Below are 12,416 nucleotides of genomic sequence, written 5' to 3' on the forward strand. Positions count from 1 at the left end.
GCCGTCACTCGTCCCGACGACCGGCCGCGTCGCGCGCCGTGGCCGCCGAGAGTGGGTGGACCGCGCTGACCGTGGGGACGACCACGACGACGTCGAAACTCTCGCGGGGCGAGGGCAGGTCGAGGTAGTGCCTCTCGTCCTGCCCAGGGTCGTACACGCCGGAGACCACCCGGGTCCGCGCCGGTCGATCGAGCAGCGCAGCGGCCTCGGCGGCAGCCGGCGAGCGCAGGTCCACGATCCGCACGCCATCCGCGCCGCCGGCCAGCAGCGCCCTCTCCAGCGAGTTCGGGCTCGGGTCGGGCAGGTCCATGCCCGGGATCCGCCCCCGGCCGAAGGCCAGATGGACGGCGGCGTACCCGTCGGCGAGGGCGGCCCGAAGATGAGCGCCCAGCATCACCCCCCGATGCGCGGCGACGTGGGCACTGCCCTCCCAGAGGACGATGCGCTCGCCCGTCCGCCGCTGGTGCGCCAGGAGCCGGTCGGCGGCGGAACGCTCCTCCCGGACCATGTCGTGCCCCGCACCGATGGCGTCGGCGTGGTGCTCCACGATCGCGTCGAGCACCAGCAGCACCTCGTCACGGTCCGGGCCGCCGTCGAGTCCGAGGACCAGATCGCGGGCGGTCCGGGCGAGTTCGACGAACGGCGTACCCGGGTGGGTGCCGTGCGCACGCTGGACGTGTTCGCCGCTGTCGTGCGCGGTGCGGATGACGTCGAACAGCCCCTCGACCCGCGTCGCCGTCGACGCGTCCAGCCGGGCGAGCAGCCCCACGGCGCGGTCGTAGTCGGCGGGCAGCACCCGCGACCCACCGACTGCGACGATCCGCACCGGATCCGTCCGCCGCTGGTTGTGCCGGCGCAACCAGCCGAGCGCCGCGCGCATCTCGGTCGTCCGCCAGGGGCCCCACGCCTGACCGAGCACCGCGTCGAGATCGATGTCCGCGCCCCGGACGAACTCGTCGTACAACTCGCCGACCCGCTGGTTGTCGAGCACCGCGACGACCCGGTACCCGCGACGGATCAGGGCGCGGGTGGCGTGTTCGACGAGGCCGAAGAGCTCGTGCGCCGCGCGGGTGGAGGTGCCCAGGCCCACGATCGTGGCCCCGTCGACAAGGGAGGCAAGCCGCTGTCCGGCCCGCTGGAGATCGCCTGCCTGTTCGCTCATGCGACGAACCATCACAGTTGAACGTGCGTTGAGGTCAAGCCCTTGCGAAACCTCGGACCGGAGAGCAGCAAGGGCAACCACAGCGCTGCACGACTTTGAGTGGAGCCCAGGGGACTCGAACCCCTAACCCCTGCCTTGCAAAGATCAAGACTCTTGTCGGCCAGCGTCGGTGACTGCCGCTGGCCTGCTCGCCGTGTCGCCTCTCGTCGCCCCCGGACCGTGTCCGTCGGCGGGCTTGGCTGTACGAATGGCTGTACAGCCATCTTCCGACCCTGCGTTCCGGGCGGCCCAGTTGCATGCATTCGCCTGAGTTGCGGCCCATCGACAGGTGCCCTACGGCCCTGTCGCACGGGCGTCGTAGCCTCGGCCGGTGACCCTCGCCGATGTAACCCGTGCCAGTGTGCTTGCCGCGGTAGAAGAATTCGACCGGCTCGGCCGAGATGCCTTCCTCAAGTCGACCGGTTTTGGCAGGTCGCGAGCCTACTACCTCGACTATCAGGGGAGCCTCTACGACTCGAAGGCGATCATCGGGTACGCACACGGCGTCAGCACTGGAACGGCTTGGGGTCCCGCTAACTTCAGCGGCGGCGACAAGACAGTTGCCCAACGACTAGAAGCACTCGGCTTCATGGTCGCCTTCCTGCCGAATCCGGACTGGACTCGGGACGAAATCATTCTCGCGTGCGACCTCGTACTGACCAACGGTTGGCGACAGCTCGACGCCAACGACGAACGAGTACGAGCCCTATCAGAGCTACTGCAAAGCCCTGCTATCCACCGCGGTCGTCGGAATCCAGACTTCCGCAACCCAGCCGGCGTCGCCCTGAAGACCTACAACATCGTGGCCGACAGCAGCAACGGCAACCAACTAGACAAGCTGGTACGCCAGGAGTTCCAGGATCAACCGACCGAGATGCAGGCGCTGGCTGCCCGTATCCGTGAGCTGCTTCGCGAAGAAGCCGAAGCCGAGCCAGTAAGCAACGATCCCGACCTCGACGAGATGTCGGCGCGCGAAGGCGGGGTCACCTTGCGGGCTCACCTTCGCCGAGAGCGCAACCCGAAGCTCCGACGCCAGAAGCTGGCCGACGCCAAACGCCGCGGCGTCGCCATCGCCTGCGAGGTATGCGGATTCGACTTCCAACGCGTCTACGGCGACAGAGGACGCGACTACATCGAGTGCCACCACCGGACTCCACTGCACGTCTCCGGCGAGACCCACACCCGGCTCAGCGACCTCGCCTTGATCTGCTCGAACTGCCACCGGATGGCCCACCGCGGCAGCCCCTGGCTGACGGTTGAACAGCTGAAGGCGCTGGTGGCCACGTCATCAGCATCTATAGGAACCGCCTAGCCGCCTGCACCTGGCCCCGGAGCGGGCTGAACTCTTCGTCCCGAACGCCGATGTGGCGCACCATCGACTGCAAGCCGTTGCCTTCTGGTGCTGCTCAGGTGGCCATGGTGCACGGCCGGCCCCGGGCACCATCAACGACTGGCAACCGTTTCGCTGCCTCTGCGCTGCCCGGATCACCCCCGCATGCGCGGGGAACAGGACGGGATGCTCGACGAGCTGGCGCGCGATCTGGGATCACCCCCGCATGCGCGGGGAACAGCTGGGCCGGGCGGTGGCGGACACAGGCTGCTCCGGATCACCCCCGCATGCGCGGGGAACAGCAGGTGGCACTGACGTTGCGCTCCAGCATGTAGGGATCACGCCCGCATGCGCGGGGAACAGGACCTTCTGTGCCTTGCCGGTCCGCTTCGGGAGGGATCACCCCCGCATGCGCGGGGAACAGGCCAGCCCACGCGGCGACCATCGATCGAATGGCGGATCACCCCCGCATGCGCGGGGAACAGGACAGCTCGCCGTTGGACGGCGGCTCGGAGCGGGGATCACCCCCGCATGCGCGGGGAACAGCTCGTCGACGGGACCGGCACGGTGATCTTCCAGGGATCACCCCCGCATGCGCGGGGAACAGACTTCCTGACCTGGACCGCTAAAGATCAACAGCGCCGATTTCATTCACTTGCCCGACCAAGATCCTCTCCGCCCGTGCCGCCCTGGTTGCTGGTGACAAGGTACCGCCGACTCGCCGCGCTTGGCGCGCACCGCGCCCCCGCTGTTGCCATCCCGTCCGCCGCCGACCCACACACCGTGGAGCGGGCCAGGGCCAGGGTGACAAGGTGGAGCGCCCTACCGGACGAACGACCTTGTCGCCCTGGCCCTGGTCTGCTCGGCTCTGCCTGGGTCGGCGGTGGACGGGATGGCATCCCACCCCAACCACCCACGACCGCAACCGTTCGGCAACTCCATCCCGGAGTCGTTGGGCCCCCGCCGGAGGCAGCCTTAACCCCAACCCCGCCCCTCACCCGCCGCCCCCTCTCCCACCTTCACCTCTTCCCCACACCGGCCCGGGAGCGGCCAACGGTGTTCCGTTCGGCAACTCGCCCAGGCCGACCGTCGACCGGTCCGCGGTGAGGTTCACGAGGATGAAGAGCTCGACGGGAGAGATGTCGCGTGGTCCCGGTCAGTCCGGGACTCGTCACCGGTTCCTCACGGAACCAGGGGTGACGCGCGGGGCGGGGCGTGGTTTGCGGGCCGGCTGACTTTCCGCCCCGGCGCCGTAGGCGGCCGGGGCGGCGGCTCCGTAGGAGCCGGTTGCCGCGCCCCGGCCCGCGCCGCGCGGAGCGCCTTGATCTAGTACAGGCCAATTCGGCAACAGATCACAGGCAGCTCCGAGCCGACCAAGCCCAACACGACACTCACCTCGAACGTTCGCCCTCCGGATCGCCTCGCGCAGGTTCCGTTGGCCGCCTACTCGGCGCTCGGCTTGCCCTTGGCCATCTTCATCAACGAACGCTGCTCCGAGCGCTTAGTTCACCAGGCACTCCGGGCTCACGCCTCCCTTGCGCTCCTCACCGATCCCATACCACTCTGCCGGGACGACTTGTCCCGCTCGGGACGCCAGAGGTAGCATCGGGACATGGGCAAGCGCCAGCGTCGACGTGATCGACAGGAGACCCCCGAGACGACCGGCACGCCAGCACCCGAAGCGGGCCACTCGTTCACTGCCGGGCGCTACCGCTACGAGGTAATCCCAACGCCGGACCTGCCCGAGCAGGAGCGGGCAGCGGCGGTCAGCAGGATCGCCGGCTTCGGAGCAGAACGCCTGCGGCTACTGAAGGAGCTAGAGCAGGTTGACGAGGCGCTACGGCCGCGCGTCCTGCACGCGGTAGCCGCCGGGGTTCCTTACCGGCGCATCGCGGAGTTGACCGGCTACTCCCGCTCGGCGATCAGCCGCTGGGGCCAGCCCACCAACGGTGGTCACGAGGTGACAGCCACATAGAGAAGTGGGGCCACGGCCGCTGCAACGGACGTGACCCCGTGACCGATTCGAAGGAGTCCAAGCCATGTCGAATCAGCCGTCCACCATTCTGGTCGAGACCGAGCAGGGATGGCAGCCCTGGCTAGTGTGCACCGACTGCGCAGGCAACGGCGGACGCAACGAGTGGGTGTTCGCGTCGCCGGAGACGGGAACCGAGATACTTGAGTGGATCCCCTGCCGATCGTGCCGGGCCATGGGAGGCCGTCGTCCCTGACGACATCCAGGTTGAACGTCCCCGGTCCTGGCACAGACCATTCACCTGGACCGGGGATCCTGTCACCAGCGGAACGAGGTGCTTCGCTGCACGCACGCCGGTCGACACGGGTTTGCCACTGGATGGGCGAGTCGCTTGGCTGTACAGATGGCTGTACTCGGAGTCGAGATCAACCGGTGTTCGTGCTGGTGGAGCCCAGGGGACTCGAACCCCTAACCCCTGCCTTGCAAAGGCAGTGCTCTGCCAGTTGAGCTAGGGCCCCGAGGGCGGGCGGAACCGCCCGGAGCTGGCAGTCGAAGAGACGGTCAGCGCAGGTCGGGCGCGGTGGTCGCCTCGTGCCACAGGGCCCGCTCGTCGTTGGAGGCCTTGACCTTCCGAGCGACCAGGGCAGCCACACCGACGACGCCGGCCAGAATCAGAAGCTTCTTGAACATGGGGCGACCCCTTGCGCTCGACAGCCGTCGGAACGATGTGCGGTGGGGCTAGCTGGAATCGAACCAGCGACCTCAGAGTTATCAGCTCTGCGCTCTAACCGACTGAGCTATAGCCCCGCGTGGCGACGGCCAAGGTTAACGCATCCGCCCGCCGCGCCCCAAATCGGGGGCCGCCGAGCAGCACGCGCCCCGCCGTACCCCGAAACTACCCGGACGCACGACGCCGGGGCGACCGCTTTACGCGGCGCGCCCCGGCGTCGGACGCGGTCAGTCCCGCTCGGCGAGCGTCAGCTCGATCCCGCCGACCAGGTCGGCGCAGACGTTGTAGACGAACGCGCCGAGAGTCGCCAGCGCGGTGAACAACACGACGTTGACCAGGCCGATCAGGGCGGAACTCAGGATCACGCCCTTGGCGGTGATCTGGAAGGTGCTGCTGCCCTGCCCGCCGGCGGCCACCAGGTCGGTCAGGCTGTCGTTGACGCTCTGGAACACGCCCATCGCGTCGAGCGCCAGGTAGAGCACCGACGTGGCCACGACCACCACGATGAACAGCACGACGGAGACGGCGAACGCGAACTTCATCACGGACCACGGGTCGATCCGCTTGAGGTTCAGCCGGGCCCGGCGGGGCCCGCGCGACGCGGCCGAGCTGACCGACGTACGCGCCGCGCGCACCGCGTCACCCACGCGGGCGGCCCCGACGGCCGACGCGCCGGCCACCCCCGGCGGCAGCCCGCCCCCGGTGGCGGGACGACCGAGGCCGGCCGGCCGAGCGCCGTCCGGCTGCGGCTTCGTGGCGCCGCCCCCGATGCGCGGCAGGGTGCCCGTGACGGCGCTGCTGCCCGCCGCCGGCTGCCCGCCGCCGGTCCTGATCGGCTGGGTCGTCGCCGGGCGGGCCGCACTGCCCGCCGCCACGGCCGGAGCCGCCGCGGAGGTGGGCGCGTCGATGCCGGATGTCTCGGTCTTGTCGCTCGCCCCCGAATCGTCGCCGGGTGAGTCCGGCGGCGGCGCCATACCGGGCGCCCGGGTGAACTTCGGGGCAGGCGCGTCGGCGGGGACGGTTGCCCGGCCCACGGCCGCGCGGCCGGTCGCTGGTGCGCCGCCCTTCGCGGCGGCCTCCTCGTCGACCGGGTTGGCCGAGGTCCCCTTGTTCCCCGACTTCGCCTGTGTCTCCGTCATCAACTAGTCCTGTTCGTCAGGCTCGTCGGCATTGCGAGCAATCGCCACGATAGTCACGCCGTCCGGGAGGTCCATCAGCTTGACCCCCATTGTGTTCCGGTCACGCGTACGGCGTACAGGCTTCACCGGAGTCCGGATGACGCCACCGTTGCTCGTGATCGCGAACAGCTCGTCGTCCGGGTGGATCACCACAGCGCCGACCAGACCACCGCGGCGCTCGGTGATCTTCGCAGTCAGCACGCCCTTACCTCCCCGGCCCTGCACCGGGTATTCCTCGATCGGGGTACGTTTCGCGTATCCCCCGTTCGTGGCCACCAGAACGTCCAGCCCCTCGCGGACCACCTCCATGGCCAGCAGGACGTCGTCGTCGCTGAACCGCATGCCGATCACGCCCGACGTGGCCCGGCCCATCGGCCGCAGCGCCTCGTCCGTGGCGTTGAAGCGGATCGCCTGCGCGTTCTTCGACACCAGCAGCAGATCGTCGGACGGGGCGACGAGGGCAGCACCGACCAGCTCGTCCTCATCGCGCAGGTTGATCGCGATGACTCCGCCGGAACGGTTGGAGTCGAACTCCTCGAGCCGCGTCTTCTTCACCAGGCCGTTCTTCGTGGCCAGTACCAGGTAGGGGGCCACCTGGTAGTTCGGGATTTCGATGATCTGCGCGATCTGCTCGTCCGCTTGGAACGCGAGCAGATTGGCCACGTGTTGGCCCTTGGCTACCCTACTGGCTTCCGGAAGCTCGTACGCCTTGGCCCGGTACACCCGGCCCTTGTTCGTGAAGAACAGGATCCAGTCGTGCGTCGAGCACACGAAGAAGTGGCTGACGATGTCGTCCTGCCGCAGCGTGGCCCCGCTGACGCCCTTGCCGCCGCGCCGCTGCGAGCGGTACAGGTCGACCTTCGTCCGCTTCGCGTATCCCGTCCGGGTGATCGTGACCACCACGTCCTCGCGGGCGATCAGGTCCTCCATCGAGACCTCGCCGTCGAACGGCACGATCTTCGTACGCCGCTCGTCGCCCCACTTCGCGACGATCTCGCCCAGCTCCTCCGAGACGATCCGCCGCTGCCGCTCCGGCTTGGCCAGGATGTCCTTCAGGTCGGCGATCTCCAGCTCCAGCTTCGCCAGGTCGTCGAGGATCCGCTGCCGCTCCAGGGCCGCCAGCCGGCGCAGCTGCATGTCCAGGATCGCGGTCGCCTGGATCTCGTCGATCTCCAGCAGCCGGATCAGGCCCTGCCGGGCGTCCTCCACCGTCGGCGACCGCCGGATCAGAGCGATCACCTCGTCCAGGGCGTCCAGCGCCTTGCTCAGACCGCGCAGGATGTGCGCCCGCTCCTCGGCCTTGCGCAGCCGGAACGCCGTCCGCCGCCGGATCACCTCGATCTGGTGCTCGACGTAGTAGCGCAGGAACTGGGCCAGGTTGAGCGTGCGCGGCACCCCGTCGACCAGCGCCAGCATGTTCGCGCCGAACGTCTCCTGGAGTTGGGTGTGCTTGTAGAGGTTGTTCAGCACCACCTTCGCGACCGCGTCGCGCTTGAGCACGAGCACGATCCGCATGCCCGTACGCCCGGAGGACTCGTCCCGGATGTCGGCGATGCCGGCGAGCTTGCCCTCCTTGATCAGCTCGGCGATCCGCTCGGCCAGGTTGTCCGGGTTCACCTGGTAGGGCAGCTCGCTGACCACCAGCGCCGGGCGGCCCCGCTTGTCCTCCTCGACCTCCACCACGGCCCGCATCCGGATCGACCCGCGACCCGTGCGGTACGCGTCCTGGATCGCCTGGGTGCCCACGATCAGACCGTGGGTGGGGAAGTCCGGGCCCTTGACGATCTCGATGAGCGCGTCGAGGGTCGTCGCCTCGTCGACGTCCGGGTTCTCCAGGCACCACTGCACCGCCGCGCCGATCTCGCGCAGGTTGTGCGGCGGGATCTTCGTGGCCATGCCGACCGCGATGCCCTCGGAGCCGTTGATCAGCAGGTTCGGGATCCGCGACGGCAGGATGGTGGGCTCCTTGGCCCGGCCGTCGTAGTTGTCCTGGAGGTCGACGGTGTCCTCGTCGATGTCCCGCAGCATCTCCATCGCCAGCGGGTCGAGCTTGCACTCGGTGTTGTGGCTGACGAAACCGTCGGAGACGAACGAGTGGTCGTCCGTGTCCACCCGGATGCTGTAGACCGGCTGCACCCCGGCGTCCGTGACGCTGGCCACCTCGGCGTAGTAGAACCGGCCGTCGACCAGCGGCTCGACCACGTCGAGCACCTCGCGCTCGGTGATCCGGGCCACGATCTCGTCGCGGTCCCGCTCCCAGCGCTCGATCCGGTCCACGTTGTGCCGGCGCAGCCAGTCCCGCTCGGTCCACCGGGTGGCGCCGTGCTCGCGGACGAAGTCGCCGACCAGCGGCACGTGGTCGCCGGAGAGGGCGGTGCTGCTCGCCGGCACCTGGGCCAGCTCCGACTCCAGCTTGGCCTGCTTGCGGCCGAGGAAGCCGACCTGCTGGGCGAAGATCCGGGCGTCGCGGCGGTTGGTCACCACGACCTTGATCTCGCCGTTGTCGTACCGGCACTGCCGGCTGATGACACCGAACTCCAGCAGTAGCTGCTGCACCTCACGGGCCAGCCGCTCGCTGCGGGTCGAGTACGAGACCTGGATGGTGTTGCGGGGCAGCAGCGAGGACGAGCCGTCCCCCTCGAAGAGCGCCTGGAGGAAGGCCCGCTTGATCGCGGCCGGCCCCCGCCAGACGAACTCCGGCACGAACTTCGCCGCACTCCGCGCCCCGACCAGCTCGCCGAGGACACTCTCCCGCAGCGCGGAGAGGTTCTGGACATCGAGCTCGTGCAGCAGGCTGCCGGAGGCGATGGTGCGCTGGCTGACGTAGCGCGGGCCGCCGACGGCGAGGTCGTAGGCCGCGAGGACCCGGACGAAGAACTCGCGGTCGGTGTTGTTGAAGCCGGCCCGGCCCTCGGACACCCAGCCCTCGCTGACGAACGCGCCGGCGAGGACGGCCGCCTCGACGTGCTCCAGCATCGGGTAGCCGATCTCGTCCGGCACCGTCCGCTGGATGACCACCCGGTCGCCGGGGCCGATCTCGGCGAGCAGCTTCCACAGCAGGGTCGGCACGCCGGCCACGTCGACCAGGCAGAGGACCGGGTGGTTGTGGGTGCCGGTCAGCTCGTACCCCTCGCGGGTGCGCAGCCGCAGCGTCGGGTGCTCGCCGGAGTGGAAGAACTTGGAGGCCCGCACCAGGTCGCCGTTGCGGTCGCGGACCTTCAGCTCGATGTCGGTCTCGCTGCTCGGCGCGGCGTCGGGAACGATGTCACCGATCCGGACCGCACCATCGGCGGTACGAATACGAACATTTGCGGTTACACAATATCTCATGGCCGCAGCCGGGTCGTTTCCGGGCGAACCGAAGTTGCCGTTGCCGTCGACCAGCGGGTAGCGCAGCGACCAGGGCTGCGCCATCCGGACGAGCGCGTCGTAGATCGCCGAGTCGCCGTGCGGGTGGAACTGGCCCATCACGTCGCCGACGACCCGGGAGCACTTCACGTAGCCGCGGTCCGGCCGGTAGCCGGAGTCGAACATGGCGTAGAGGATCTTGCGGTGGACCGGCTTGAGCCCGTCCCGGACGTCCGGCAGCGCCCGCCCGACGATGACGCTCATGGCGTAGTCGAGGTAGGAGCGCTGCATCTCCACCTCAAGGCCGACCGGCTCGATCCGGTCGTGCGCCACGACTGCGGCGGCGGGGGTCTCGGGGACCTCGGGCTCGCTCGGGGTGGACTCGGGGGAATCGGTCACTGTTAACCCTTATCAGAATCAGAGTCGGTTTCGTGCTGTGGATAACCGCTGTGGAAACCGGCCGAGCTGTGGATAACTCTGTGGATCGGCGGGCCGCCGGTGGACGGCCGGGCGGGCCCGCCGGCTCCGTCAGATGTCCAGGAAGCGGACGTCCTTGGCGTTGCGCTGGATGAACGAGCGGCGTGCCTCGACGTCCTCACCCATCAGCACGCTGAACAGTTCGTCGGCCACCGCCGCGTCGTCGAGCGTGACCTGACGCAGGGTGCGGGTCGCCGGGTTCATCGTGGTCTCCCAGAGCTCGGGGTAGTTCATCTCGCCGAGGCCCTTGAAGCGCTGGATGTCGTCCGGCTTGGCGTTGGGCTTCTTCTGCTGGCGCAGCGCGATCAGCCCGTCGCGTTCGCGGTCGGAGTACGCGTACTGCGCGTCGTCGCCCTTCTTGTTCCACTTGATCTTGTAGAGCGGCGGGGCGGCCAGGTAGACGTGGCCCAGCTCGACCAGGGGCCGCATGAAGCGGAACAGCAGGGTGAGCAGCAGCGTCTGGATGTGCTGGCCGTCGACGTCGGCGTCGGCCATCAGCACCACCTTGTGGTAGCGCAGCTTCTCCATGTCGAAGTCGTCGTGGATGCCGGTGCCCAGCGCGGTGATCAGCGCCTGGACCTCGTTGTTCTTCAGCACCCGGTCGATCCGGGCCTTCTCCACGTTGAGGATCTTGCCGCGGATCGGCAGGATCGCCTGGGTGCGCGGGTCGCGGCCCTGCTTGGCCGAGCCGCCGGCCGAGTCGCCCTCGACGATGAAGACCTCGGACTCGCGCGGGTCGGTGGACTGGCAGTCGGCGAGCTTGCCCGGCATCGAGCCGGACTCCAGCAGCGACTTGCGGCGGGCCAGCTTGCGCGCCTGCTGGGCGGCGATGCGGGCGCGGGCGGCCTGGGACGCCTTGGTGATGATGATCTTCGCCTCGGCGGGGTTCCGGTCGAACCAGTCGACCAGCCACTCGTTGCAGACCCGCTGCACGAAGCTCTTCACCGGGGTGTTGCCGAGCTTGGTCTTGGTCTGGCCCTCGAACTGCGGGTTCGCCAGCTTGACCGAGATGATCGCGGCGAGGCCCTCGCGGATGTCCTCCCCGGAGAGCTTCTCGTCGCCCTTGAGCAGCTTCTTGTCCGCTCCGTAGCGGTTGACCACGCTGGTCAGCGCCGCGCGGAAGCCCTCCTCGTGGGTGCCGCCCTCGTGCGTGTTGATCGTGTTGGCGAAGGTGTAGACCGACTCGCCGTACGACTCGTTCCACTGCATCGCGATCTCGACCGACATGCCCTCCTCCTCGGCCCCGAACTCGACCACCGTCTTGTGGATCGGGGTCTTCGAGGCGTTGAGGTGCCGGACGAAGTCGGCGATGCCGCCCTTGTAGCAGAAGGTGACCTCGCGGGTCTTGCCCTCCTCGCCCTCGGGGACCCGCTCGTCGAGCAGGTGGATGGTGAGGCCCCGGTTGAGGAAGGCCATCTCCTGGAGGCGGCGGTAGATGGTCTGGAAGTCGAAGTCGACGGTCTCGAAGACGTCGGCGTCGGGCCAGAAGGCGACGGCCGAGCCGGTGCGGTCGGTGGTCTCGCCCTTCTCCAGCGGCGACGGCTTGGAGTTGGCGTACTGCTGCCGCCAGACGAAACCGGACTTGTGGATCTCCACCGCCATCTTCGTGGAGAGGGCGTTGACGACGGAGACGCCGACGCCGTGCAGACCGCCGGAGACCGCGTACGCCTTGCCGTCGAACTTGCCGCCGGCGTGCAGCACGGTGAGCGCGACCTCGACGCCGGGCTTCTTCAACTTGGGGTGCAGGTCGACCGGGAAGCCACGCCCGTTGTCGGTGACCCGGACCCCGCCGTCGGCCAGCAGCACCACGTCGATGGTGTCGCAGTGGCCGGCGAGCGCCTCGTCGACCGCGTTGTCGACGACCTCCCACACCAGGTGGTGCAGACCACGCTCGCCGGTCGACCCGATGTACATGCCCGGCCGCTTGCGAACCGCCTCCAGCCCTTCGAGGACGGTGATCGACTCGGCGCCGTACTCCTGCTTGTCCTGCGCTGCCACCCTCGGCCACTTTCTCGCGCCGCCGCGCCGCAAGCGGCGAGTCGGGCGCGGGTTCGGCGGACAGGACGCGACGTCGGCGCGCGGACCGGCACCGGGCGTGAACCGGGGCACGGGCCGGAGCGCCGGTCGCCGCGGATGCCCGCGGATCGCGATCGGCTCGACCCGACGTGGGACAATTGATC

7 protein-coding genes, 2 tRNA genes and 1 CRISPR repeat array are annotated in these 12,416 nt (G+C 69.0%); of the genes, 2 read left to right on the forward strand and 7 right to left on the reverse strand.

All coding sequences use genetic code 11. The annotated features are described in order from the left end of the window. Positions 1-4 precede the first annotated feature (4 nt). Positions 5-1,162 carry an erythromycin esterase family protein gene (locus HDA31_RS29770; protein WP_178062729.1) on the reverse strand — a complete coding sequence of 386 codons (1,158 nt, stop codon included), beginning with the start codon at positions 1,160-1,162 and terminating at the stop codon, positions 5-7. A gap of 370 nt (positions 1,163-1,532) precedes the next feature. Here HDA31_RS29770 and HDA31_RS33255 point away from each other — a divergent pair, with 370 nt between their 5' ends. Both HDA31_RS33255 and HDA31_RS29780 read left to right on the forward strand, forming a co-directional pair. Continuing rightward, positions 1,533-2,513 carry an HNH endonuclease gene (locus tag HDA31_RS33255; protein ID WP_219824977.1) on the forward strand — a complete coding sequence of 327 codons (981 nt, stop codon included), beginning with the start codon at positions 1,533-1,535 and terminating at the stop codon, positions 2,511-2,513. Between the two features lie 170 nt (positions 2,514-2,683). Next, positions 2,684-3,138: a CRISPR direct-repeat array (repeat unit 28 nt; unit sequence GGATCACCCCCGCATGCGCGGGGAACAG). Between the two features lie 1,005 nt (positions 3,139-4,143). Continuing rightward, the gene (locus HDA31_RS29780; RefSeq protein WP_178062728.1) at positions 4,144-4,506 is read left to right on the forward strand and encodes a helix-turn-helix domain-containing protein; all 363 of its coding nucleotides are present in this window, start codon (positions 4,144-4,146) and stop codon (positions 4,504-4,506) included. Between the two features lie 439 nt (positions 4,507-4,945). Here the strand turns inward: HDA31_RS29780 and HDA31_RS29785 are convergent. The 6 genes from HDA31_RS29785 to gyrB all read right to left on the reverse strand — a co-directional run bounded on the left by HDA31_RS29785 (position 4,946) and on the right by gyrB (position 12,234). Next, a tRNA-Ala gene (locus tag HDA31_RS29785) sits at positions 4,946-5,021 on the reverse strand. Between the two features lie 43 nt (positions 5,022-5,064). Then, positions 5,065-5,193: a DLW-39 family protein gene (locus tag HDA31_RS31880; RefSeq protein ID WP_218107428.1), complete on the reverse strand. Its 129-nt coding sequence runs from the start codon at positions 5,191-5,193 to the stop codon at positions 5,065-5,067. A gap of 43 nt (positions 5,194-5,236) precedes the next feature. After that, positions 5,237-5,310: transfer RNA gene (locus tag HDA31_RS29790), tRNA-Ile, on the reverse strand. 150 nt (positions 5,311-5,460) lie between these two features. After that, a complete protein-coding gene (locus tag HDA31_RS29795; RefSeq protein ID WP_178062727.1) occupies positions 5,461-6,372 on the reverse strand; it encodes a DUF3566 domain-containing protein in 912 nt (303 codons plus the stop codon). A 3-nt stretch (positions 6,373-6,375) separates the two neighbouring features. Beyond that, on the reverse strand, positions 6,376-10,158 hold the full coding sequence (gene gyrA, locus HDA31_RS29800) for an intein-containing DNA gyrase subunit A (protein ID WP_178062726.1): 3,783 nt from the start codon (positions 10,156-10,158) through the stop codon (positions 6,376-6,378). 129 nt (positions 10,159-10,287) lie between these two features. Then, positions 10,288-12,234 carry a DNA topoisomerase (ATP-hydrolyzing) subunit B gene (gyrB, locus tag HDA31_RS29805; RefSeq protein WP_074478270.1) on the reverse strand — a complete coding sequence of 649 codons (1,947 nt, stop codon included), beginning with the start codon at positions 12,232-12,234 and terminating at the stop codon, positions 10,288-10,290. Positions 12,235-12,416: the final 182 nt, after the last annotated feature.

It is taken from the genome of Micromonospora carbonacea (assembly GCF_014205165.1).
Taxonomy (GTDB): domain Bacteria; phylum Actinomycetota; class Actinomycetes; order Mycobacteriales; family Micromonosporaceae; genus Micromonospora; species Micromonospora carbonacea.